Raw genomic sequence first — 26,207 nt, forward strand, 5'->3', positions numbered from 1 at the left:
CGGTACCGGGAGAAACACCAGAACGGGAGAGTTCGTCGAATCCTGCGACAAAGACAGATAACCTGGGCCCGTGGAGTCCACTACCAGCCGCCGACCACCCCGCAGGGTGGACCCCGCGCTGGAGGTCCAGAGCGACCCCCAGGAACTGATGCCCCGACGGCGCCCGACACAGGAGCGCAGCCGTCGCAAGTTCGAAGCGTTGCTCGCCTCGTCACGTGAGCTACTGGTAGACGTCGGATTCGAATCGTTCACGTGCGAGGAAGTGGCCACCCGGGCCGACGTCCCGATCGGGACCCTCTACCAGTTCTTCGCCAACAAGTACGTCATCGTGTGCGAGCTCAACCGCCAGGACCTCGTGGGTGTTCAGCAGGAACTTGCCGCGTTCAACGGCGAGGTCCCATCGCTCAACTGGCTGCGGTTCCTCAACAAGTTCGTCGACCACATGGCCGGACTGTGGACGTCCGACCCGTCACGGCGCGAGGTGTGGCTGGCGATGCAGTCCACACCGTCGACGCGGGCAACCGGCGTGATCCACGAGAAGCAGTTCGCCGAACAGGTCGCTCGGATGCTGGCGCCGCTCACGCCGCACACGCCCCACGAGCGCCGCACCATGATGGCCGAGGTCCTCGTCCACGTCGTGTACTCGATGCTGAATTTCTCGGTACAGGACGGGCAGAGTCACGAGGACGCCGTCGCCGAACTCAAACGGTTGATGGTCGCGTATCTGCTGGTCGCCGAGAAGGAAGCCCGCTCGCACTGAGCCCGGTGATCGCGGCCGCCACCCCGATGAGGATCGCCGAGACCAGCAGCGCAGTGTCGAGCACGAAGCCGGCGAGGTCGAGGCGTCCCGGCTGCGGATCCGCGCTTTCCGGAACGAACCACAGCGCCGCAAAGAAGAGCACCGCGCCCAGTGTGAGGTTGAACCAGAACACCGCGCGCCAGTCGAACGCGCCCACCAGCAGCCCGCCCACCACGGGGCCGAGCGCCAGCGCGAGCCCCGAGACGTCGGCCCACGCCCCCAGTGGCTTCGCACGATCTGGGCAAAAACGACGAACGAGGCCGGCCGACGGATTTCTCCGTCGACCGGCCTCGACGCGGTCGAGCGCCCGATCACACCACGGGGTCAGGCTCCTCGATCACGACCATCGCCCCGGCGACGTCTCCGTCGTGGGTGAGCGAGAGGTGGATCTTCGCTTCCGGCAGGAACTGCGCGGCCTCGTCGTGCAGCTTGATCGTCGGACGCCCCCACGCATCATTGACGACCTCGACCTGCACGTAGGCGTTGTCACCGACAGCCGGCGGCCGAGCGAACCGCGAGGCCGCCCACGCCTTGATGACCGCTTCCTTCGCCGCCCAGCGCACCGCATAGTGCCGAGCCGGTTCGCTCTTGGACTCGCAGTAGCGGCGCTCGCCCGGCCGGAAGCTCGACTTCATCGCCGTACCGGGACGCTCGAGCTGCTCCTCGAACTCCGAGATCGTGACGATGTCGAATCCGATTCCGATGACAGCCATCACTGGCACCCGGGCTTTCCGGAGCGGTACACATCGTCGGAGCCCAGACGAGCTTCCTCGGTGAGAAGCACGTCCGCCTCGAGCTGACGAGCAGCCTTGGCAGGCACCGCATCTCCACCGAAGCGGCGATCGGCCGGACGCTCGTAGAGACTGTCACCACCGCACATCGCGGCCGCGAGTCGACGCTGTCCGTCGATCGTGCGCTGCTGTGCCTGCGTCAGGTAGGCCTCGCGCCGATCTGCGGGGATCGACTCGACGAACGCCTGCGGGTGGACCACCGCGATCAAGCCCGACACGTGTCCGAAACCGAGGCTGGTCAGCAGGCCTGCCTTGAGGGCGAACTTGTCGCCGAAGCGCAGCGGGGTCCGCGGCCACACCAGGTGCGAGAACTCCGCCATCTTGTCGTCGACGCAGTCCAGGCTGCGGTTCGGCGGGATAACGCCCTGGCCGAGGACCTGGCACAGACCGATCAGCTGGAACGCCGCCGCGCCCCCCTTCGCGTGGCCGGTGAGCGACTTCTGCGAGATGACGAACAGTGGGGCGCCCTCGCTGCGGCCGAGGGCCGCCGCCAGACGCTCGTGCAGTTCGGCCTCGTTGGGGTCGTTCGCAGCGGTCGAGGTGTCGTGCTTGGAAACCACCGAGATGTCGTCGGCGGTGATTCCGAGCGCATTGAGCGACAGTGCGAGCTGCGAGTCCTGGCCGCCACGTCCGGCGCCGAGGGCACCGATGCCGGGAGCAGGGATCGACGTGTGGACACCGTCGGCGAACGAGCCCGCCCACGCGACCACACCGAGGACCGGCAGGCCCATCTCGAGAGCGAGGTCGCCACGGGCCAGCAGGACCGTGCCACCACCGGCCGACTCGACGAACCCACCACGGCGGCGGTCGTTGGCCCGGGAGAACCGGCGGTCGCTGATGCCCTTGGCGGACATCTCGTCCGACTTGGCGGTCGCGGACATGTCACCGAAGCCGACGATGCCCTCGATGCCCAGGTCGTCGAAGCCGCCGGCCACGACCAGCTTGGCCTTGCCGAGCTTGATCTTGTCGACGCCCTCCTCGACGGAGACCGCGGCCGTGGCGCATGCCGCGACCGGGTGCACCATCGCACCGTAACCGCCGACGTACGACTGGACGACATGCGCCGCAATCACATTCGGCAGGGCCTCCTGCAGGATGTCGTTCGCGCGGGATTCCCCGAGCAGCGTATCGATGTACAGCGAGCGCATCGACGTCATGCCGCCCATGCCCGTGCCCTGGGTATTGGCGACGAACGCCGGGTGCACCCACCGCATCAGCTCGGACGGGGTGAAGCCGCCGGTGAGGAACGCGTCGACCGTGGCGACGATGTTCCACAGGCCCACCCGGTCCACCGAGCTCGCCATGTCGGCGGGGATACCCCACTTGGTGACGTCGAAGCCGGTGGGGATCTGGCCACCGACCGTGCGGGTCAACTTCACCTTGCGCGGCACGCGAATCTCGGTGCCGGCCTTGCGGGTGACCGTCCAGTCGCCGCTCTCCGGATCGATGCTCGCGACCGTGTTCTCCGGATCGGAGTCGACGAATGCACGCGCCTCGGCCTCGGAGCCGACCACGAAGGACAGATCCTTGTCGATGAACACCGAGGTCAGCAGCGGCGCGGTGTTGTCCACCATCGCGCCCTCGTCACCGTAGGTGCGGATGCCGCAACGCTCGACGACGGCGTCGTGGTAGCGCTCGGCGATCTCCGACTCCGGCACCAGTTCACCGGATTCGACGTCGTACCAGCCGGCGACGGGATCGTTCTCCCACGCGACCAGTCCGGTGTTCCACGCCAGCTCGAGCACGCCGGCCGCCGAGAGCTGCTCGTCGACCTCCATTTCGAAGCGGGTGCGCGCCGAGCCGTACGGGCCGAGCTCACCGGCGCCGACGATGACGACCAGGTCGGCGGGATCGACGTCGAGCTCCGGCCACGACGGGGCGTCGAGCGCGTCGACGATCCGCGGCGGGGCAGGAAGGGCGGCAATGGAATTCGCGCCGGTAGCGGCCTCGTCCTTGGCCTTGCCCGCAGCCTCGGCCGCATCGGCGGCCTCCTTCGCGAGCGCCGGCAGGTCGAGGTCGACCTCGGCGAGTCCACCGGTGAGATCCACCAGGCGCGGCGCGTCCGCAGCGGCGCGCTTGACGTCCGCGGTGCACGAGAGGAGCAGTTCGGTGGCCATCTCGTCGGTGGACCACGTGCGCACGCCCTTGGCCTCGACGGCCTCGACCATCGGGTCGTTGCCGCCCATCAGGCCGGTGCCGCGCACCCAGCCGATCAGCGCGTGCACGAGGGTGACCCGCTCGGCCCACGTGCGCTCGGCCGACCAGCGGCCGACGACCGCGTCGAGCGCGGCCTTGGACTCGCCGTAAGCACCGTCACCACCGAACAGGCCACGGTTCGGCGAACCGGGCAGCACGACGTGCAGATGGGTGTCGACGTCGTTGTCGAAACCGATTCGCGACAGGCCGCCGATCAGACGCTCGACCGACCACAGCAGGACCCGCATCTCCATCTCGGCGCGGGCACCGGCGTCGGAGAGATCGCCGGCAACACGCGGTGCGGCGAACGGGAACAGCATCGTCGGAGTCATCGCCTCCTTGATCAGCTTCTTTGCGCCGCCGGCGGTTTCGGTCTGGACGTTGCCGACCCACTCGATCAACGCGTCGACGTCGGTGTACGACGCCATGTTCGCGGGCACCACCCACAGCGCAGCGCCGGAACGGGCGTTGTCGTGGTACAGCTTGCGATAGAAGCCGAGTCGATCGTCGTCGAGCCGCGAGGTGGTGACCACAACCGTGGCACCGCCGCCGAGGAGCTTGCCCGCCACCGACGCGGCAATCGAGCCCTTGCTGGCGCCCGTCACTACCGCGACCTCACCGGTCCACTGGCCGGCCTCGTCGATCGGCGCGACAGCGACCTGCGCGATGCGCCCGTAGACCTCGGCCAGCGTCGTGCGACCGGCGGCCGCGGCGCGCTGCTGCCACCACTGTGCGTGGGCGGCAACTGCGGCACCCGCGCCGTCGAAACGCTCGACGGTCAGGTCCGTCTCGGCGATCCAACCGCGGGCCAGATCCTCACGAGCGGTTGCCCATCGATCGTCCAGCAGGACGGCCTTCTTCGCGTCGAACGCGGGAGCGACCAGACGGGGCCAGTCCGAACCCAGTTCTGCAGACACGAGGTCGACAAGCGCCGTGTCGTCCGCGGCGACCGCGGCGGCAGCCGAATCGCTGAAGCCGAGCTGCTCGAGCACCAGGCGGGCTGCGGATGCCAGCACGCCGTTGCGTCCCGTGATGTGCTCGGTGAACTCGCCGAGCGCGGCGGCATCGACGGTTCCGCCTGCGCCGCCACCGGCGGTCGGCATCGACACGGCCACACCACGGCGCGCCGCGACCGACTGGACGGCCGCATCGACGAGCGCGTCCACGGCTGCGCCGTCGGCGATCGCACCCTCGTGCAGGCCACCCATCGCGCCACCACGGACGCTGGAGCCGTCACGGGTTCCGAGGGCGACCTCGGCGGTCACGTGGTGCGCCCAGCCGTCGCCGAGCTCCCAGACCTTCTTGACGCGGTCCGCGATGGCCGCGGGACGGCGACCCGACGGGCCGAACACCTTGCGCAGGTGATCGTTGATCGAGTCGGTGAGCACCGGGCCGAACGGCTTGTAGGTACGGGCCAGCCGGTCGACCGTCACGGCGAGCGAACCCATGTCGGCGTCCGCGGCACCGTCGATCGCGCCGAGCGACAGCTCGGCTCCGAGGTCGACGAGCAGCTGGTTGCGGCGCGAGGACACACCGTCGCACAGCGCCTCGATGGTGTCGGCGGGACCGATCTGGTCGGGGCGCAGCTTCGTCCACAGCGCGATGAGCACCTTGGTGGCGTCGGCGGCCTTGAACGCGATGTCGTCGGGCCGCGGGCCACCCGCCGGTGCTGCGGGAGCGGCCGGAGCCGCTGTCGGGGTGGCCGCGGGCGCGGCGGCAGCAGCCGGGGCAGCGGGCGCCGGAGCGGAATCCTCGACGTCTTCTTCGACGGGTGCCGGATCGACATCGGTGCTGTAGACGATGGCGGCCTCGCGCTCGATGTTGAGGACCTCGACGGGGCTTCCGAAACGGTCCGGCAGCTTCAGCGTCTGCGAAGCCAGGTTCGCGACGGTGGGCACGGCGCCCAGACCGATCTCGACGAAACGCTCGACTCCGAGGCCACCGTCCGCCTCGTCCGTGAACAGCAGATCCTGCGTCTCGATCCAGCGGACCGGGCTGGCGAACTGCCAGGCCAGCAGCTCGACAAGGATCACGCGGGTCAGCGCGACCGGGCGGGCGGCCCAGCCGTCGAAGTCCGCGAGGACCGCCTGGAGCTGCTCCGACGGCACCAGATCGGCGATCTCCTGGACGAAGTCGCGACCCAGATTGAACAGCTTCGGCACGAGGTTCGGGATGTAGCGGCCGATCAGCAGCGACGGGTCGATGTCCTGCGGCAACAGCTCGTCGAGCTTGGCGCGGAAGTCATCCACACCGCCGCGCAGGACGGTCGAGTGGAACGGTACGTCGATGCCCGGAACCAGGATGAAGGCCCGCTTGCCCCCGAAAGCCTCACGGCGGATGTCGATCTCACGCTCGAGCGCCTCGAGCCCCTTGACCGTGCCGGCGATCGCGTACTGCGAGCCCCGCAGGTTCAGGTTGACGATCTGCAGGAATTCGCCTGTACGAGCTGCGATTTCACCCACGAACGCCTGCAATTCGTCGTCAGCGACGCCGATCTGCGACGGCCGGATCGCGGCCATGCGGTAGTCGCTGCGACCCGCGGCATCGCGGGGCACCAACTCGTGCATCGCCGAGCCACGCTGGAAGACGACCTCGAGCAACGCCTCGAGCGGCAGCACGCCGGCGACCGCGGTGAGGGCGTTGTACTCGCCGACCGAGTGCCCGGCCAGGTACGAGCCCTCGACGAAGGCACCGGATTCACGGAGTTCGGCGACCTGTGCGACACCCAGGGTTGCCATCGCTACCTGGGTGAACTGGGTCAGGTGCAGCACGCCGTCCGGATGCCGGTGCTCGACGCCCCGAGCCTTGACGAGGGTCGGGTTGTCCCGGACCACGGCGAGGATCGAGAAGCCCAGCGCCTTGCGGGTGTGCTTGTCGGCGCGCTCCCAGATCTCACGGGCCGCCTTGCTCCGGGCGCGGGCATCGAGGCCCATGCCCGGACGCTGGATGCCCTGACCGGGGAAGGCGTACACGGTCTTCGGCGCGGCGGTGCGGCCGGTCGCGACCATCACCAGGTCGCCGTCGACGCGGCAGCCGACCTCGACGATCTCGGCACCGCGGTCGGTGGCGACGCGGTCGACGCGGACGTCGATCTCGGCTCCCGGACGGACCATGCCGAGGAAGCGTGCGGTCCACGCAGTCAGGCGCCGTGCCGGCGTCTTGGACTGCGGGTCGACGGCGACGACTGCCTGCTGCGCTGCGGCGGAGAGCCACATCCCGTGCACGATCGGGCTGCCGAGACCGGCAAGCATCGCGGCGGCATCGCAGGTGTGGATCGGGTTGTGGTCACCCGAGACTCGGGCGAACGCAGCCATGTGACGCGGCGCAACCATCGTCAGGTCGCGGCGTCGGCGGCGCGGGGTGTCGGCGACATCGGCGGTCAGCGATCCACCGGCACGCGCCGGATCCGCCAATTCGCCCTTGCCGGTGCGTCCGCGGATCGCGAAGCGCTCGGTGAGCGTAGCCACGGCCGGGGCCTCGAGGCCCTCGCCGAGCATCGCGCCGACCTCGACGCGCACCTCGACGACGCGGCCCATGTCGGTGTCCACAACCTCACCGGACTCGGCGCGCACCACGAGAATGCTTGTCTCCGAGGGCAGTTCGCCCACAAGGTTGACGGCGTGATCGAGGTGGACCAGGTCCAGCATGCCCTCGATGACGTGAACGTTGCCGGTCGTCGTCGCAGCGCCGAGCACCGCGAACACCGCCGGCCAGCAGGCGCCGACAACGACGTCAGGCACCGCACTGGCGCCGGTGGACAGCGTCGCGGGCAGCCCGGAGCCGGTGACACCTGCGTGGTCCGCGATCAGATCCGGGGTCCACGCGAGGTTGATGCGGGCGACGCCGCCCTTGACCACGGGCAGTTCCTGGCCCGCAGCGACACCGAGCAATGCGGACATCGATGCCTCGGCATCGGCCTCGGTGACCACGGGAGCACCGCCGTCACCGACGGACGCGGGCACCGAGATGCGGATCTCCACGGCCTTGTCCTGGGTGAGCGGGACCGTCAGCTGGACCTGCTCGGAGCCGGCCACCGTCAGACGCGCGCCGGTCGTGACATGCGTTGCGATGGTCTCGGATTCGACCGTCCACTCGGCGATGTCGCCGAGACGGCGCACCGGGTTCCGCGTCAGTCGCCCGGCCCACATCACGTCGGGCGCCGAGAGGACCACGTCGAGCAGACCCGTCGCGACATCGGCGTGGCGGCGGCCGACGATCGGGGCCGGGACCGCGCCGGCAGCGAGGAGCTCGTCGACGGTGGCCTTCTCGAACCGGTCGAGCAGCTCGCCGACCGGCTCGTCGGCGCGGGTGATACCGGCGACCGCGACGGTGCCGGGGATGACACACACCTGGTCGGCGGAATAGCGGGGATCGTGCGCCTGCCACAACGAATCCGAGCGCCACCAGCGACGCACGTCGCCGTCGACAACGGGCACGAAGTTGACCGGTTTGCCCGGCGTCTTGCACAGCGCAGTGAAGAACGGCACATCGGCCGGGTGCAACACGGTGGTGGCGTAATCGGGGTACGCGGCCTCGAGCGCGCACAGGGCTGCGAAGGGCTGGTCGAGCGTCGCGGAATCAGCGAACAGCGTCTGGATCGGGCCGCGGTCGTTGCGGTGCAGGCGGGCCTCGGCGCGCTGGAGCATCTCGCCGAAGCGATCCCGCCACGACACGTCCAGCCACACCGACCGAGAGGCATCGGCGATCGCGTCCTGCACATCGCCGCCGCAGTCGAACGCCTTCGGCGAATCGACGCCCACGGCGAGCTCGAGGTAGCGGCGCAGCCACTGTTGGTAGGTCATGGCCGCGACATCGCCGAAGTACGGCTTCGCGGTTCCGTCGAGGGCGGCAATGATCTCGTCGCGACGCGACGCGACGGCCTCGGCATCACCGGCGACCTCGTCGAGCAGGCGGCCGGTGCGCGACGCGGCGTTGTCGATCTCGTGGATGTCCGCGCCGAGCTGGCTACGGCCGGAGGCCATTCCGCCTTCTGCGGTGCCCGCACCGACCCAATCGGGGGTGCCGGGTGTGTCGACGAGCAACTGCTTGACCTCGGGCGAGGTGGTGGCCTCGAGCGTGGCCATCGCGGCGGTGCCGACGAGGATCCCGTCGAGCGGCATCGTCGGGAAGCCGTGGACGTTGGACCAGCGGCCGGTCAGGTAGTCGGCCGCGCGCTCCGGGGTGCCGATGCCGCCGCCGACGCACAGCACCAGGTTCGGCCGGGCACGCAGCTCGGCATAGGTGTCGAGCAGCAGATCATCGAGGTCCTCCCACGAGTGGTGACCACCGGCGCGGCCGCCCTCGATGTGGACGATGACGGGGAAGTTCGGGACCTCGTTGGCGATGCGGATCACCGCGCGGATCTGCGCAACGGTGCCCGGCTTGAACGCGACGTAGCTGAAACCGGCCTCGGTCAGCTCGTCGATGATCGACACGGCGTCCTCGAGCTCGGGGATGCCGGCGGTCACGACGACGCCGTCGAACGGGGCACCCGCGGCGCGGGCGCGCGGCACGAGGCGCTTTCCGCCCACATGCAGCTTCCACAGATACGGGTCCAGGAACATCGAGTTGAACTGCACGGCGCGCCCCGGCTCGAGCAGGCCCTTGAGGCCCTCGACGTTGTCGGCGAAGATCTGCTCGGTGACCTGACCGCCACCGGCGAGCTCGGCCCAGTGTCCGGCGTTGGCGGCGGCCGCGACGATCGCCGGATCGACGGTCGTGGGGGTCATGCCCGCAAGCAGGATCGGCGAACGGCCCGTGAGCTTGGTGAAGGTGGTCTCGACGCCGAGACGGCCGTCCGGCAGCTCGACAGCGCGCGGCGCGAATTCGCTCCACGGTCGTGCCACCTCGGGGGCTGCACCGGGGGTCAACAGGTTGCGCTGGCCGCCACGGGTGGAGGCGGCAATGATGCCGACGCCGTGACCACGCAGGCCTGCGGAGGTCATGCGGGTGAGCTGATCGCCGGGGCCCAGGTCCAGGATCCACGCAGCGCCGGACTCGACGGCGGACTCGACGGCGTCGACCCAATCGACCGGATCGACGAGCACGGCCTCGGCGAGGGTACGCACCTGGACAGCGTCCAGGCCGCAGCGGGCGGCCCAGCCACCGACGATGTCGACGGCCTCCCTCAGCGCCGGGTGATGGAAGCCGATCTCGACGGCCAGCGACTCGAAGACGGGCGAGAACACCGCGCCGCCACGCTTCTTGGCCTCGCGCTCACGCGTCTCTTCGGCCGCGATCTGCTCGCAGCGCTGCTGCACACGAGCCAGCTGCGCGGGCGGACCGGAGAGCACGGCGCGGCGACGGCCGTTGCGGATCGCCATGACTGCGGCCCGGTCGGCGTCGAGGCCCTCGGCCAGCTCGGCCACAATTGCGGCCAGGCGTTCGGGATCGACGTTGGAGACCGCGAGCATCGGCGCGCGGTCGGCGCCACCGATGACGCCGCGGCGGCGACCGACCAGACCGGCTGCAGCACCGATGAGCTGCGCCGTGGCGAGCAGGGCGCCGTCGGAGGATCCGCCACCGGCGACTGCGGCCGCAGCGATCAGACCCTGCGAGTGGCCGATCGTCGCGACCGGGGCGGTCACGGCCGGATCGAGACCCTGCTGCTGGAGCGCGCGCAGCGCCGCGAGCTGGGTGAGGAACACGCCGGGCAGTGACACCGCGGCGGAGGTCAGTGCCGCCTCCGACGGACCCTGATCGACCGACTCGTCGTCCGCAAGTTCGTGGTCGAGAATCCAAGCGATCGGGTCGAATCCGACAGGGCGAACCACGAGCAGATCGTCTGCGATCGGCGCGAGCAGGGCTGCCGCCTCGTTGACGAGAGTGGTGAGGGACGGCTCGAGTCCGCTGTCACGGGTGAGCTCGGCCAGCGCACTCAGCCACGGCGCGCCCTGGCCGCCGAATGCCAGTGCGTACGGCTCGCCGGACCGCAGCCGGTCCACGAGCGGCCCCTGCGCGGACGACCTGACGGACGCACGAGACGGCGTCTGGTTCAGGTCGAAGCGCGTGTTCTCCTTCGAGGTTCGTCCGTTTCCTGCAGTGTCGTCAATCGTCACTGAAGTTAAGTCCTCTCCTGGCTCCCTGTCGGGAGGTAGGTCGTGGTCGGCCGCCCTCGGCAGAGCTGACGCGCGATGTTCTTCGACATCCACGGCACCCCTCGGATCCGCTGCCATCAGCGATTCCGGGCGCCTCAAGGTTGGCACAAAATCATGAGGAAAGCCTCACGTTTGGCTTCGCGCCCCTGTCCTACCAGCGAGTATCAAGTGACCTTGACCACATAGAGGCGTTCAAGTGACCCGCGAGTAGATCGCGTATCTGCGGGTCACGTGGCATGCATGGACGTCCTCAAACCTGAGGAAATCCTCACGTTGATTGTTATAAAATCGTGACCCTCTTGACGGCTGGCCTCATACCGTGCGGTGGCCAGCCAAAGCCGGAAATCGCGGTGCCGAACCGGACGAGATCGCTGGAGGGTTGGGTCATTGGAGCGCCAGGTCACCGGAGGTCACCTGCGCCCGCCCGATCCTGGCGAACGGGACCGCTTGCAGGTGGCGTAGTCTGACATCGCTCGCGCGAGTGGCGGAATTGGCAGACGCGCTGGATTTAGGTTCCAGTGTCTCAGGACGTGGGGGTTCAAGTCCCCCCTCGCGCACCACACGAGATTCTGCGCATCCCGCAATCTCGCACCGGTCCGCATCGCGCCCGGGTTCACGAGCACCGCAAGGGTTCCCGGTCACCGCTGGTCGATTCAGGACGCCGATCACCCGCATGGGTGTCGGCGGGTTCGCGTAGCGTTGCCGCGAGCACGCAACTGGAAGGTCGGAGCGGGATTCGTAGATGAAGTTCAAGAGCGAGCAGACATACGACAAGCTTCGCGGCGGCTACTACACGCCGGCTCCCATTGCCCGTTTCCTGACCAGGTGGGCCCTCGCGGGTGGTGGCGACTCGGTGTTGGAACCTAGCTGCGGCGACGGCGCCTTTCTCCGAGCCATTCTCGAACAGAGCAGCCGACCGTCAATCGTCCACGGTGTGGAACTCGACCCAGATGAGGCTGCCAAGGCTCAGCACGTCCTCGGCCACGAGAACGCCCGGCACCGCGTGTTCACTACGGACTTCTTGGTCTTCGCCGAGCGGTCGGGGGTCACGCAATACGATGTCGCACTGGGTAACCCGCCCTACATTCGCTACCAGTTCCTGAATGCGGAAACCCAGCACCTGGCACGGGATCTCTACGCTCGCCACGGCCTGCCTTTCACCAAGCACCTGAATGCCTGGGCACCCTTCATTGTCGACAGTCTGGATCGTCTCGCGCCGGGCGGCCGACTGGCGATGGTCGTTCCAGCCGAGCTGATGAATGTCCTCCACGCCGGCGGGCTCAGACTGTTCCTCCTCGAACAATGCTCGAAGGTTCTCCTGATCGATCCGCAGGAACTCATCTTCGATCAAGCATTGCAGCGGACGGTCCTGCTCATGGCTGTGAAGCGCAAAGACGCCGAGCACGAGAACTGCGGGCTCGCCGTCGTCCATGAGGCGCAGAGCGGGTTCCTCGACAGCGATCCCGGAGACTACTTCGAGGCCGCACCGTTCGCGCCCACTGCCCGATCGGCCGAGAAGTGGATGGCCTCCCTCCTCACCGCCACTGAACAGGCCGTACTGGCTCGGGTACGAGAACTTCCGTCGATCCGCCGTTTCGATGAGGTCGCCAGCGTGCGAGTAGGCATCGTCACCGGCGCCAACAAGTTCTTCCTCGTCCCGGATTCGGTGGTCGAGGAGTACGAATTGCAGGACTTCGCCAGACCGATGTTCGGGCGGAGCAACCACTGTCCCGGAACGATCTACTCCGCCGAGGTCCACCGCGAGAACGCGCGCAATGGCCAGCCGACGAACTTTCTCCACTTCGGTTCCGTCCCTTTCGGGCAACTGCCTCCAGGAGCGCAGCGATACATTCAGAAGGGCGAGGCCGAGGGGCTCCACCTTCGGTACAAATGCCGAATCCGCACCCCCTGGTACGACGTGCCCTCCGTGGGAACTGCAGCGATGGGTCTGCTGAAACGCACTCACGAGGCGCCGCGGCTCATCGCCAACGAGATGGGCGCCTTCACCACCGACACGGCCTACCGCGTCGACAGTCATTTGTCGCCGGAAGTGTTGACAGCAGGGTTCTTCAACTCACTGACAGCACTCAGTTCGGAAATGGCGGGCCGCACCTACGGCGGCGGAGTACTCGAACTGGTGCCCTCCGAAATCAGGTCACTTCTCGTCCCGATCGTCAACGTCGGTCCAACCGAACTGACACGGCTCGATCACCTGTTCCGGGCCGGGGAGAGTGTGGACCGGATACTCGATGCCCAGGATCAGATCGTCCTGACACAGGTGGGAATGTCTCGCGATGACATCAGCGTGATTCAAGGGGCCCGCCGGCGACTGATGAATCGACGGCAGCGCGAAGCCCGAGCAGCATGACGAGCGACGAGCAGATCCGCGCCCGGCAACTGGCCGACAAGTTCGCTGCCGGCTTCGACCACTACACCGACATCCGGAGCAAGTACCTCGAGGCGGACACCCGCAGTGAGTTCATCGACCCGCTACTGCGCGCGTTCGGCTGGGACGTCGAAAACCTGCACGGGCTTGCCCCTTCCAAGCGTGAAGTTGTCCGCGAGGAAAGCCAGCAGCGGGAGAACAGCGCCGGCAAGCGACCTGACTACACCCTGCGCGTCAATGGGTCGGCCCGGGTGTACGTGGAGGCGAAAAGGCCCTCGGTGAACATCCTCACCGACATGGATGCGGTCACACAGACCCGTGCGTACGGCTGGACCAAACGGCACCCGATCGCCGTGCTGACCAACTTTCGTCACATCCGGATCTTCGACACGAGCGTGCCAGTCGGCCCCGACGACACCGCCGACACCGCACTCCGATTCGAATGCGACTACGAACTCCTAATCGAGAACTGGGACGCAATCGAGCGTCTCATCGGCCGCGAGGCCGTTCATGACCCCGCGTGGATCGAGCAGTTCGATGTGACGCGGGCCAGGGCATTTCTACCGGCCGACCGACGATTCGTCGAACAGTTCGACAAGTGGCGTCTGGCGCTCGGACAAAGCCTGATCGACCGGAACACGGCGATCACGGAAGCCGAGATCAACGACGCCGTCCAGCGCATCCTCAATCGCCTCATCTTCGTCCGCATGTGCGAGGACCGCGGGATCGAGGGCGAAGGAGTACTTCGGAATGCGTTCAAGGGCAAGACCACTGATGTCGTCGACCTTTTCAGACGTCTCGATGCACGCTACGACACTGGCCTGTTCCGGGCGGCAGACTCCCCCGACGATCCCGTAGTTCTGGTCGACGCGACCACTCTCGAGTCCATCGTCGACGACCTCTACGCGCCCCGCTCGCCCTTCTCGTTCGCCGTCCTCGATTCCGACTTCCTGGGCCACGTCTACGAGTCGTCGCTGTCCGAGTATCTGGCGATCGCAACGGCCGGTCGCCGCCGCACCGTTCGGTTGAACCCGAAGCGCGAATACGCCAAGCGCGACGTCGTGGCAACTCCCCAGCTGCTGGTCGCCTCGACGGTCCGGGCTGCAATCGAGGAAGTCGACGTGGACGTGCCGAAGGTGCTCGACTTCGCTGTCGGGTCCGGCCGATTCCTCATGTCCGTGTTCGACGAGTTGATCGACCGCGATGTGATCCGACGAAGCGCACTGCGTGACCGCCCCGGCTTGGTGAAGGTCGGAAGGGAATCGTATCGGTTGTCCTTCGAGGCGAAGCGGACTCTGCTCGTCGACAACTGCTTCGGTATCGATATCGACTTCAATGCGGTGGAAGTCGCCCGGTTCGGACTGCTGGTCCGCCTTCTCGAGGACGAGAGTCGAGACACACTCCCGACCCGTGAGCGCGGGATCCTGCCGGATCTCAGCACGAACATCGTCCACGGAAACACGCTCGTACGCACAATGCCGACAGCCGCCCCTCCTGGGGCAGAGGAGGTGACCCAGCCGATCGAACTGGCGTGGGCTGGGCTACCCACCTCATTCGACCTCATCGTGGGCAATCCGCCGTATATGAACACCGAGCAGATGAAATCGTACGACAAGTGGGAGTTCGCCTACCTCAAGGAGCATTACCGGACGGTCCACAAGCAGTTCGACAAGTACTTCGCCTTCGTCGAGTTCGCTGTCGACCACCTCGACGACGCGGGAGTACTCGGCGTCGTGATTCCCAACAAATGGATGACGCTCGAAGCGGGGCCACATTTCCGGTCGATGCTTCGCACATCGGTGACCGTCAGGAGCCTGGCCAACTTCCGACACGCCCAGGTGTTCGACGAGAAGTCGATCTACATCTGCAGCCTTGTCGCCAAACGTTCCGCTGCAACGGGTTTCGAGTATTCTGAGCCCGCCTCGATCGAGGACTTCGTCACCGGCACCGGTGCTCGCAGAATCCTTGACGACCGACATCTCCCCGTGGCGACCGATGGCCCGTGGGTGCTACCCGCGGATGGCCCCGAGGAACGAGTCCTGGCCAGGATCCACGACAACTCGATTCCGTTGGGCCAGGTTGTCGAGGCCCGCAACGGTGTCCAGACGAGTCTCAATCCGGTCTATGTAATCACCGAGCCAACGACGTCGCACGGGATTGTGGAGTTCACCAAGGACGGCAAGACCTGGAGAATCGAGGAGGCGGTCACTCGCCCCTACCTCGACGATTCCAGTGGCGTCCGCTCCCACTTCGAGGTGCGTGCGGATGCCCGCATCGTCTTCCCGTACAAGCCTGCATCAACCGCGCAGAACTCGTCCGGCTTCGAAGTGATCCCCGAGACCGAACTCCGAAGGCAATTTCCACTGGCCCACCGATATCTCACCGCTCACAGGGCTGAACTGGATGAGCGGAATGTACCCCCGGATGCGCGCGCGAAGGCCTTCTACGTGTACGGCCGCACGCAGGCGATCGGCTACTGCACCAGGGCGCCGAAGATCTTCTACTCGACGAACCAGCGCGGCGACAAGTATGGGCTCGACACCAGCGGGATTGTCTATCAGTCGGGGGGAACAGCCGGCGAGGTTGCACTGTACCCACGCGACCTCGACTACTCTCTGGACTTCATCCTCGCGCTGCTCGATCAGCGGCCCATCGAGTGCTTCCTTCGCAAGCGTGGCAGCGCCTTCCGCGGTGGCTACGTGGCCCGTGGCACTGCCGTCATGAAGGACGTCCCCGTTCCGCGACTGGATTTCACCGACCCCCACGACATGAAGTTCCATGACGACGTCGCATCCGCCACCGTGACATTGCGCGAGTTGCACTCCGGAACCGCCGCCGTTGCGGAGCGGAAGCTGACCCAGCACAAGGCGAAGATAGACAACGTGAAGCGACAGATCGAAAACCTGTTCCTTGCGCGCTGGAACCTATGCGCCGATGACGTTGCGTCTCTGCACATAGACCCTGTCGAGCGAATGTAACCGGCGAATCACCGCCGCCTGACGACCTGCCCACCCACCAACACCAGCGACGGCTCCGCCAGCACATGCGGACCCGTACGCGGATCCTGCTCGTAAACAACGAGATCTGCGGGAGCTCCCGGTTCCAGACCCTCGCCGCCGAGCCAGCGCCGGGCATCCCAGCACGCAGCCCCGAGAGCCTCGGTCGGCGTCATTCCTATCTTGCCGAGAGATGCGACCTCGTCGGCGATGCGGCCGTGCTGCACGTGTCCGCCGGCGTCGGTGCCCGCGTAGATCGGAACACCCGCATCGCGGGCCGCGCCGACAGTCTCTGCCACCCCGGCGTACAGGTCCCGCATGTGCGCGGCGTAAATCGGGTATCGGGCCGCGCCGTCCGCGATCTCCGGGAAGTTGTCGATGTTGATCAGCGTCGGTACCAAGGCGGTACCGCGCTCGGCCATCATCGCGATGGTCGCGTCCGTCAACCCGGTGCCGTGTTCGATGCAGTCGATCCCGGCACCGATGAGTCCGGGCAGCGCGTCCTCGCCGAAGACGTGGGCGGTGACACGCACACCCTCGCGATGTGCGGCCGCAATCGCCTCCACCAGGATGCCGTCACTCCACAGTGGCGCGAGATCGCCGGTCTCCCGGTCGATCCAGTCCCCGACCAGCTTTACCCAGCCGTCACAGGCACGCGCCTGCCGCACCACCTCGTCGGGCAATTGCGACTCGTGCTCGAGGTCGACCGGCAAACCGCGGAGGTACCGCTTGGGCATCGCGATATGCCGTCCCGCGCGAATGATCCGCGGCAGTCCCGGCACCTCGTCGAGCGGGCGAGTGTCCACCGGTGAGCCGGCGTCTCGAATCAGCAGGACACCGGCGTCCCGTTCGGTCCGCGCCTGCGCGAGCGAACCGGTCTGGTCCTCGATCCCGCCGCCGTAGCGAATCCCGACGTGACAGTGGGCGTCGACCAGACCGGGCAGGATCCAGCCGTCCGTGCAGAGGGTCTGCGCCCCCGGGACGGGTTCCGACGAGATCCGGCCCTCGTGCACCCACAGCTCGAACGGCTGCTCGTCGGGCAGACCGGTGCCACGCAGGTGATACGACGTCACTGCAGGTCTACTTCTTGGGCAGCTTCAGTTGCGACAGGTCGATGCCCTCGAGTCCCGGCGGCAACTGGTCGAGGCCCTTCGGCATGCTGGACAGGTCCGGCATGCCGGCGGGCATCCCACCCATACCCGGCAGACCCGCCGGGAACCCGCCCCGGATCTTGGGCTGCGTCGGGCCCTTGGCCCCCTTCTTGCCCTTCTTCCCCTTCTTGCCCTTGAGCTGCTTACGCGCACCGGGCATGCCCATCCGTCCGGCCATAGCAGCCATCATCTTGCGGGCTTCGAAGAAGCGCTCGACGAGCTGGTTGACGTCGGAGACCTTCACGCCCGAGCCGTTCGCGATGCGCAGGCGACGGGAGCCGTTGATGATCTTCGGGTTCTCCCGTTCCGCAGGCGTCATGCCGCGGATGATCGCCTGGACTCGGTCGAGCTGCTTCTCGTCGACGTTGGCGAGAGCGTCCTTCATCTGCCCCGCACCGGGCAGCATGCCGAGCAGGTTCCCGATCGGTCCCATCCGGCGCACGGCCATCATCTGTTCGAGGAAGTCCTCGAGGGTCAGCTCACCAGAGCCGATCTTCGCGGCGGTGGCCTCGGCCTGCTTGGCGTCGAACACCTGCTCGGCCTGCTCGATGAGGCTGAGCACGTCGCCCATGCCGAGGATCCGGCTGGCCATGCGATCGGGGTGGAAGACGTCGAAGTCCTCGAGCTTTTCGCCTGTCGACGCGAACAGGATCGGCTCGCCGGTGACCTCCCGGACGCTCAGCGCGGCACCACCACGGGCATCACCGTCGAGCTTGGTGAGCACGACGCCGGTGAAACCGACGCCCTCACGGAACGCTTCCGCGGTGCTCACCGCGTCCTGGCCGATCATGGAATCGAGCACGAAGATCGTCTCGTCGGGCTGGACGGCGTCGCGGATCCCCGCGGCCTGTGCCATCAGCTCGGAGTCGATACCCAGGCGGCCGGCGGTGTCGACGATGACCACGTCGTACTGCTTGGAACGCGCTTCCTCGACACCGGCCTTGGCAACCTCGACCGGGTCGGCGGCCGAGACGCCGAGGGCATTGTCGCCGCCGCCGATGGACGTGCCGGGATGAGGCGCGAACACGGCTGCGCCGGCGCGCTCACCGACGATCTGCAGCTGGGTCACCGCCCCTGGCCGCTGAAGGTCACACGCGACGAGCAGCGGGGTGTGTCCTTGGTCCTTGAGCCACTTCGCGAGCTTGCCGGCCAGCGTCGTCTTGCCGGAACCCTGCAAACCGGCCAGCATGATCACGGTGGGAGGTGTCTTGGCGAACTGCAGACGACGCGTTTCACCACCGAGAATGCCGACGAGCTCCTCGTTGACGATCTTGACGACCTGCTGCGCGGGATTGAGCGCGCCGGAGACCTCGGCGCCCTTGGCGCGCTCCTTGATCTTGGCGATGAAGGAACGGACGACGGGCAGGGCCACGTCGGCTTCGAGGAGCGCAAGCCGGATCTCGCGGCATGTCGCATCGATGTCGGCTCCGGAGAGTCGACCCTTGCCACGCAGATCCTTGAGGGCTCCGGTCAACCTGTCGGAAAGGGATTCGAACACCGGGTGCGCTCCTGAGCTCTAAGCGAAGTTCGTGAACATTCTCGGGTCCAGGGTAACCGCTCGATCGGGTGCAGCCGTGCGGCAACCCTGAACGACGCGGTCCGCGGCCGGGTCAGGTGTGCACTGCGCCGTCTTCCGTCTTCGGCTCGGGCGCCGGGACCACTGCCAGGATCGCGCGTTCGAGTTCCTCCCGTGCGGCCCTGGTGTCGCCGTTCGTGAGCGCGATGCAGAAGGCATCGACCACCGACGCTCCCAGCGTGCTCACCCGCGCCCAGCGCACATCGGCACCGTTTCGCTCGAACACCCGCGCCAGCCGACTGAGCAGGCCCAACCGGTCCTCGGCCCGCAGCTCCACGATCACCTGGCCCGGCTCCACCTGCCCCGGCGAGCCCCCCGGACCGCCCACGTCGAACCAGATCACCCGGGGCGGCGCCTGTGCGTACTGAACGGGCACGGCCGCGCCGGTCCGGTCCACGAGAGGTTCGTTCCCGCGCGCCTCCCGCTCCTTCGTGTCGATCAGTGCGAGGACGTCGATCTCGCCGCCGATCGCCCGGATCAGCTCCTGCCGCAGCAGACCGGCCTGCGGCGGAACACCGAAACGCGGGGCGACGACGAATGAGTTGATCGCGGACCCGCCGTAGCTGCCCAGCGACGCCGACAGCACGCGCAGCGAATTCAGCGCCAGGACGCCGGCTGCATGTGAAAGCAGTCCCGGTGTGTCGGGCGCGACGACGGTGACCACGTACGTATGCGTCGCGCTCCCCGGGTCGAGCGCGACGTGTACTCCACCATCCGCCGCCATCTCGATGTGCGCGGGATCGATCGGATCGGGCACCGGCAGGGCCTCCCCCGCCATCACCAGACGGCACCGCCGCACCAGCTCACCGATCAGGGACGACTTCCAGTCGCCCCACACACCCGGCCCGGTTGCCAGCGAGTCCGCCTCGGCGAGCGCGTGCAGCAGTTCCAGGAGGACGGGATCACCGCCCAGGCGATCGACGACCGACTGCACAGTTGCCGGATCGTCCAGGTCTCGCCGTGTCGCGGTCTGAGCCAGTAGCAGGTGATGGCGCACCATCTCCGACAGCAGCGTGACATCGGTCGGCCACAAACCCAGCCGCGTGCCGATCTGGATGGCCAGGCCGGCGCCGACCTCGCTGTGGTCGCCGCCGCGTCCCTTGCCGAGGTCGTGCAGCAGCGCACCGAGTACCAGCAGGTCCGGCCGGGCCACCCGGGTGGTCAATGCACTGGCCTGCGCTGCAGTTTCCACCAGATGCCGGTCGACGGTCCACGTGTGCACCGCATCCCGCGGTGGCAGATCGCGCACCGCGCCCCATTCCGGTAGCAGCCGGCCCCACAGGCCGGTCCGGTCCAGCGCCTCGATCGTCGAAATCGCCCGCGCACCCGAACCGATCAGCACCAGAAGGTCGCCGACCGCACCCTTGGGCCAGGGCTCTCGCAACTCGGGAGCATTGTCGGACAATCGGTTCAGCGTCGAAGCCGAGATCGGCATCCCGTTCTGCGCGGCCGCGGCCGCTGCCCTCAACACCAGGCCGGGGTCCTTACTCGGCCTGGCATCACGAGCCAGCACCACCTCGCCGCCATGCTCCACCACACCCTCGTCGAGGGGGCGGCGGACCGGAACCCGGCGCAGTTTCGAAAGTCCACGACGCGGAAGCGAATTGTTCGCCGTGCGAATGCCCACGTCCACCGAGTAGCTGATGGTGCGAGCGCAGTCGCTGAGGCTTCGAGCCAGGTCGAACCGATCGCCGATCCGCAGCGCGGCGCCGATCTCGTCGGCGTCCTGGGCGCGCAACTGGTCGCGGGCCCGCCCGGCCACCCGGTGCAGTTCGGTGCGCACGTCAAGCAGCCGGCCGTGCGCCGATGCCAGGCCACCGCCCGGCGAATCGGGGCCCAACCCGGGCATTCCGTCGGTGAGCTGGGCGATGGACAACGCATTGAGCAACTGCACGTCCCGCAGGCCACCCCGACCGCTCTTGAGATCGGGTTCGGCGCGGTGTGCGATCTGTCCACTGCGCTGCCACCGGGCCTGAGCCTGCGCGACGAGTTCATCGAAGCGGGAGCGAATTCCTGTGCGCCACTGCCGCCGAATACCGCCGATCAGCAGATGGCTGAGCTCGACGTCGCCGGCGATGTGCCGGGCCTCGAGCATGCCGAGCGCAGCGGTCAGGTCTGTCGCCGCCACCTGCAGCGCCTGCGGCACGGTCCGCACGCTGTGGTCGAGCTTGATGTGCGCGTCCCACAACGGGTACCAGAGGTTATCCGCAACCTCCGCCACCAGCGCGGGATCGACGTCGTCGTGCAGCAGAATCAGGTCGAGATCCGAATAGGGCGGCATCTCGCGGCGCCCGAGGCCGCCCACCGCCACGATCGCGAATCCGGAGTCCGGTCGGATACCGAGCTCGTTTCCCTTTGTGGTGAGCCAGAACTCGTGCAGGTCCACCAGCGCGTGTCGCAGCGAGGGGGCGTCGAGCCGATGATTCCTGGATCCACCGGCGAGCAGCTGGGCACGCGCCCGGGCGAGATCGTCCACCTCGCCGCGGCTGCCGGACAACGGGTCTCCCGACACGGACGGCCCCGATCCGGTCGCCGTAGTGGCGACAGGATCAGGGCCGTCGACAGCGGACCCGTACGGGTCAGAGTGCATCCGCACCCCGTTCGCCGGTTCGGACTCGGATGACCGACTCCACCGGTGTGACCCAGACCTTGCCGTCACCGATCTTGCCGGTCCGGGCGGCCTCGACGATGACCTCGACGACCTTGTCCACTGCCGCCTCGTCGACGACGACTTCCACCCGAACCTTCGGAACGAAGTCGACCGAGTACTCGGCGCCCCGATAGACCTCGGTATGGCCCTTCTGCCGACCGTATCCCTGGACCTCGCTTACCGTCATGCCGAGCACGCCTGCCTCCTCCAGCCCGGTCTTCACGTCCTCGAGCGTGAACGGTTTGACGATCGCCGTGATCAGCTTCATATCTGTGTCCCTTCGGAAAGTCTCATGTGCCCGGTCTTCCATCAGTATTACGTCAGGCGAAGTCGTATGCAGTTTCTGCGTGTTCGCCCTCGTCGATACCGCGAGCCTCCACCTCACGTGAGACCCGCCAGCCCAGGGGTTTGAGAGCGAAGGCGATGATCGCGGTGAGGACCGCAGTGAACAACAGCGCGGAGAACGCGATCACGATCTGCACCACCAACTGCTTGTAGTCGCCGCCGTAGAACAGACCGGTCTCGGTCGCCAGCAGGCCGATCGCAACCGTGCCCCACAGACCGGACACCAGGTGCACGCCCACGACATCGAGCGAGTCGTCGTAGCCGAACTTGAACTTGAGCCCGACCGCGAGTGCGGAGAGGATTCCGGCGCTGACGCCGAGGAGGAGCGAGCCGATCGGACTGAGGGCACCGGCCGCCGGGGTGATCGCGACCAGACCGGCCACCGCACCGGATGCGGCGCCGAGGCTGGTGGCCTTACCGTCCCGAATGCGCTCGGTGAGGAGCCAGCCGAGAATCGCCGCTGCGGTCGCGGACGTCGTGTTCACCCAGGCGAGTCCGGCCGCACCGTCCGCGGCGAAAGCGGAGCCCGCATTGAATCCGAACCACCCGAACCAGAGCAGCGCCGCGCCGAGCATCACGAACGGCAGATTGTGCGGACGATAAGCGGTCTTGCCGAAACCGATCCGCTTGCCGACGATCAACGCCAGCACGAACGCCGCGATGCCGGCGTTGATGTGAACCACAGTGCCGCCCGCGAAGTCGATCGGCGCAACCTTCGCGACCAGACCGCCCTCACCATCGTCCGTGGTGCCGAAGATCTTGGCCGCAAGTCCCTTCTCCGAGCCGGAGAGCAGGCCGCCGCCCCACACCATGTGGGCCAGCGGGAAGTAGACGACGGTGACCCAGATCGCAGAGAACGCCATCCACGTTCCGAACTTCACGCGTTCGGCCAGCGCGCCACTGATCAGTGCGGTGGTGATGATGGCGAACGTGACCTGGAAGGCGACATCGATGATGTTCGGGTAGCCCCACGCGCCGGCGATGAAGTTACCGTCTGCGTCGGTGATGCTGTCCTTGAGCCCGAAGAACTCGAACGGATTGGCGAACACACCGCCGATATCCTGAGTTCCGTAGGACATCGACCAGCCCCACAGCACGTACACGACGCCGATCACCGCCATGGCTCCGAACGACATCATCATCATGTTCAGAACAGACTTCGACCGCGACATGCCGCCGTAGAAGAACGCCACTCCCGGTGTCATCAGCAGAACCAGTGACGCTGCCATGAGCATCCATGCGGCATTGCCGGAGTTCGCCAGCACTTCGTCGGGACTCACCTGAACCTCCTTCTCGCGCGCCGGTCAGCACGTCGATACGAGAAGAGTGGTTTTTCGGTGTTTCCGGGAGGGCACTCGACTGTTTCGCGTACGTGAACGCATTACCGGAATTTGTTTCGTGGACGTTTCGACACGGAATTTGGGCCCTCAGGAGCCCGGACTCTCCGCCATTTGCACCCCCAACCAACCCGGAACCGGCCGCGCCGCCCCGGGCGAGCAGTAGGCATCGGGCGCCTGCGGGCAGGCACCGACGGGTGGGATCCCCGCGTTGATTCCCTGCCCCGCCCATGGAATTCCGGCGACCTTGTTCATCACGAGCGCCGACGATCCGCCACCGTCGAGCCCAACCGCCTTGTCGACGCCCAGCGCCCGCAGCAGATCCTGGACGTTACCGAGAGTGAAACCCCCGGCCCCGTTGGAGCCGCCCTGGAAGATGTAGAGCCGGTCGCGATCGCTGTCGTATCCGATCGCGGTGCGCGCGGCCCGGCGAATCGGGTTGTCCACGAACTCGAAGTCACCGCCCGGTCCGCGGAGTTTGACACCGGCGAAAGCGGTGAACTCCCGGCCCCCGAACTCGAGTTGATCGACGCGACGTTTGGTCGCCTCGTTGCTGAACGGGCCCTCCGCGTCGTGCAGTTCGAATGTCACCGGCCTCGGGATATCGAGCACATTGTCATCGACGATGAAGAAGGTGGACAACGGCGACCACACCTGACCGGCGCCGTCACTGAGTCCCTCCGAGCCGACGAAGTAGCGGTCTCGAAACTTGGTGAAATCGAGACTGCGCGTCGCCAGGTGAGTGTCGTAGTAGGTGCCCAAGGGCGACGAACATCCGCTGTGCGCCCACGTGGTTCCGTCTGCCTGCGGCCGCACATCGAAGAAGTTGGTATTGATCGCAATTGCCGGCCTCCCCATCCGATGCCACGCATCGACAGGGGCGTATACCTCGGACGTCTGACGGATCCCACCGGCGAGTGCGGTGACGTTCGACTCACATCGGGCGGCGTCGCCCACCTCGCGGTCGACCAGCAGCTGCGATGTCAAAGGCGAGTGTGAAGCACCCGGGACGACGATCAACCGGCTGTCGGTGTCCATGTCGTAGACGCTGCCGTCCACCCGCTGCATCGGGAGCCTGAAATCTGGTCCGAACTGGTACACAACGGGTCCGCCGCCGCTGCCGGCGATCGCTCCGTCCAGGCGGCCCCGGGCGTCGGAGAAGGCATCCGCCGCCGCGGGCGCCGCGCCCACGAAACCCCCAAGCAGCGCGAGCGACACCGCCCCCGCCCCCGCACTCACAATCTTCCGGATGGTCGTCTTCTTCACGGAACGCCTCCACGATCGAATCATCGTGACCGAGCGGCGCTAGCACGCTCAGCTCCCCCGAGGAGTCACGAACAGGCCTCAGTAGACAGCAGCTACCGAGGCCTGTTGATGAGATGCGTTCTATCCGTTATTCCTTCGAAATTCACCTTCAGGCAAGCCGGGCGGACGTTCAGACAAGGCGGACAGGTAGGCCCTATCCGAGAAGTGCGTCGACAAACGCCTCAGGTTCGAACGGCGCGAGATCGTCCGCGCCCTCACCGAGTCCGACGAGCTTGACCGGGACACCGAGCTCGTGCTGCACCTGGAATACGATGCCGCCCTTCGCAGTGCCGTCCAGCTTGGTGAGCACGACGCCGGTGATGTCCACGACCTCGGCAAACACGCGGGCCTGCATGAGTCCGTTCTGCCCGACGGTCGCGTCCAGCACCAACAGCACATCGTCGACCGCCGCCTTCTTCTCGACGACGCGCTTGACCTTGCCCAGCTCGTCCATCAGGCCCGTCTTGGTGTGCAGACGGCCTGCGGTGTCGATGAGGACCACGTCCACACCGTTCTCGATGCCCTTGGCCACGGCATCGAAGGCGATCGCCGCGGGATCACCGCCCTCCTTGCCGCGGACGACCTCGGCGCCGACACGCTCCGCCCACGTCTGCAGCTGATCCGCAGCGGCTGCGCGGAAGGTGTCCGCTGCACCGAGTAGCACCCGGCGCCCGTCGGCAACCAGAACCCGTGCGAGCTTGCCCGTCGTCGTGGTCTTGCCGGTGCCGTTGACGCCGACCACGAGCAGCACGGCCGGGTGATCGCCGTGCGGCAGCGCGCGGATCGACCGATCCATCTCGGGCCGCAGCTCCTCGACGAGCACCTCGCGCAGCAGCGCACGGGCATCGGCCTCGGTCCGAACGCCACGGGACGCCATCTGCTCGCGCAGACGGGTGACGACCTTGGTGGTGGTAGCCGAGCCGAGATCCGCGATCAGCAGGGTGTCCTCGACCTCCTCCCACGAATCCTCGTCGAGATCGCCGCCGCCGAGCAGGCCGAGCAGGCTCTTGCCGACCGCATTCTGGGAACGCGACAACCGGCCACGAAGGCGGTCCAGACGGCCCTCGGTCGGTGCGATCTCTTCGATGACGGGTACCGGGGCCGCCTCGACGACAGGTTCGGCTTCGGCAACCGGCGTGGGCGCGACAACCGGTTCCGGGGTCGGCCCAGGCTCGACAACGGGTTCCGGGGTCGGCGCAGGCTCGACCACCGGCTCAGGCGCAGGTGCAGGCTCTGGCTCGACCACCGGCTCAGGCGCAGGCGCAGGCGCAGGCTCGGCAACCGGTTCCGGGGCCGGTGTCGGGACAACGGGCGGGACGGGCGCGGCATGCGGCGCCTTGGGCGGCGCGGTCGCCGACGGACCTGCGCTGAAGTTGAAGCCGCCGCCGGCCTGATAGCCCCCGGATCGGTCCTTCGGGGTCTCCGTCAGCTCGGGCTTCTCGGGCGCGGCAGTGAGGCTGATCCGCCGTCGCCGGTACAGCGTCAGGCCGACGACGAGCGCTACAACGAGTACGGCCAGCGCGGCCGCGAGTGCAATCCAAGCTCCGGTAGTCACCACCACATCCTGTCAGGCGACCT

13 protein-coding genes and 1 tRNA gene are annotated in these 26,207 nt (G+C 67.3%); 4 read left to right on the forward strand and 10 right to left on the reverse strand.

From position 1 onward, the window contains the following. Window positions 1-70 precede the first annotated feature (70 nt). Entirely contained in the window at window positions 71-760 is a 690-nt protein-coding gene (locus tag ERC79_RS03395) for a TetR family transcriptional regulator (RefSeq protein WP_131575728.1), read from the forward strand. Here ERC79_RS03395 and ERC79_RS03400 read toward each other — a convergent pair. Genes ERC79_RS03400 through ERC79_RS03410 form a run of 3 tightly spaced genes read right to left on the reverse strand, consistent with a single transcriptional unit; the run spans window position 702 to window position 10,844 of the window. Further along, window positions 702-1,127 carry an MFS transporter gene (locus ERC79_RS03400; protein WP_131575730.1) on the reverse strand — a complete coding sequence of 142 codons (426 nt, stop codon included), beginning with the start codon at window positions 1,125-1,127 and terminating at the stop codon, window positions 702-704. The two genes, ERC79_RS03395 and ERC79_RS03400, sit on opposite strands and share 59 nt — an antisense overlap. Continuing rightward, complete coding sequence (locus ERC79_RS03405; RefSeq protein WP_131575732.1) at window positions 1,111-1,512, reverse strand: holo-ACP synthase; 402 nt, start codon at window positions 1,510-1,512, stop codon at window positions 1,111-1,113. The genes ERC79_RS03400 and ERC79_RS03405 overlap by 17 nt, the downstream gene beginning before the upstream one ends. After that, window positions 1,512-10,844 carry a type I polyketide synthase gene (locus tag ERC79_RS03410; RefSeq protein ID WP_131575734.1) on the reverse strand — a complete coding sequence of 3,111 codons (9,333 nt, stop codon included), beginning with the start codon at window positions 10,842-10,844 and terminating at the stop codon, window positions 1,512-1,514. The genes ERC79_RS03405 and ERC79_RS03410 overlap by 1 nt, the downstream gene beginning before the upstream one ends. 514 nt (window positions 10,845-11,358) lie before the next feature. Between ERC79_RS03410 and ERC79_RS03415 the strand changes: the two genes are divergently transcribed. From ERC79_RS03415 to ERC79_RS03425, 3 genes are all read left to right on the forward strand, one after another. After that, window positions 11,359-11,443 (forward strand) — tRNA-Leu (locus ERC79_RS03415). 182 nt (window positions 11,444-11,625) lie between these two features. Next, window positions 11,626-13,251: an N-6 DNA methylase gene (locus ERC79_RS03420; RefSeq protein WP_131575736.1), complete on the forward strand. Its 1,626-nt coding sequence runs from the start codon at window positions 11,626-11,628 to the stop codon at window positions 13,249-13,251. Next, window positions 13,248-16,247 (forward strand): type I restriction endonuclease, encoded by a 3,000-nt coding sequence (locus ERC79_RS03425; protein WP_131575738.1) that lies wholly within the window; start codon window positions 13,248-13,250, stop codon window positions 16,245-16,247. Before ERC79_RS03420 ends, ERC79_RS03425 begins: the two co-directional genes overlap by 4 nt. Before the next feature lie 8 nt (window positions 16,248-16,255). On the opposite strand, the gene ERC79_RS03430 is transcribed toward ERC79_RS03425, so the two are convergent. The 7 genes from ERC79_RS03430 to ftsY form a co-directional block, all read right to left on the reverse strand. After that, window positions 16,256-17,338, reverse strand: coding sequence for an amidohydrolase family protein (locus tag ERC79_RS03430; protein WP_131575740.1), 1,083 nt, complete (start codon window positions 17,336-17,338; stop codon window positions 16,256-16,258). Between the two features lie 7 nt (window positions 17,339-17,345). Beyond that, window positions 17,346-18,914 (reverse strand): signal recognition particle protein, encoded by a 1,569-nt coding sequence (ffh, locus tag ERC79_RS03435; protein WP_131575742.1) that lies wholly within the window; start codon window positions 18,912-18,914, stop codon window positions 17,346-17,348. A 112-nt stretch (window positions 18,915-19,026) separates the two neighbouring features. Beyond that, window positions 19,027-21,582: a [protein-PII] uridylyltransferase gene (locus ERC79_RS03440; protein WP_131575744.1), complete on the reverse strand. Its 2,556-nt coding sequence runs from the start codon at window positions 21,580-21,582 to the stop codon at window positions 19,027-19,029. Then, on the reverse strand, window positions 21,572-21,910 hold the full coding sequence (locus ERC79_RS03445; RefSeq protein ID WP_131575746.1) for a P-II family nitrogen regulator: 339 nt from the start codon (window positions 21,908-21,910) through the stop codon (window positions 21,572-21,574). Before ERC79_RS03445 ends, ERC79_RS03440 begins: the two co-directional genes overlap by 11 nt. Before the next feature lie 52 nt (window positions 21,911-21,962). Beyond that, window positions 21,963-23,267, reverse strand: a complete 1,305-nt coding sequence (locus tag ERC79_RS03450) for an ammonium transporter (RefSeq protein WP_207390418.1) — start codon at window positions 23,265-23,267, stop codon at window positions 21,963-21,965. A gap of 147 nt (window positions 23,268-23,414) precedes the next feature. Further along, window positions 23,415-24,590: a phosphodiester glycosidase family protein gene (locus ERC79_RS03455; RefSeq protein ID WP_131575748.1), complete on the reverse strand. Its 1,176-nt coding sequence runs from the start codon at window positions 24,588-24,590 to the stop codon at window positions 23,415-23,417. A gap of 193 nt (window positions 24,591-24,783) precedes the next feature. Further along, window positions 24,784-26,184: a signal recognition particle-docking protein FtsY gene (gene ftsY, locus ERC79_RS03460; protein WP_131575750.1), complete on the reverse strand. Its 1,401-nt coding sequence runs from the start codon at window positions 26,182-26,184 to the stop codon at window positions 24,784-24,786. Window positions 26,185-26,207: the final 23 nt, after the last annotated feature.

The organism is Rhodococcus sp. ABRD24 (assembly GCF_004328705.1).
GTDB lineage: Bacteria > Actinomycetota > Actinomycetes > Mycobacteriales > Mycobacteriaceae > Prescottella.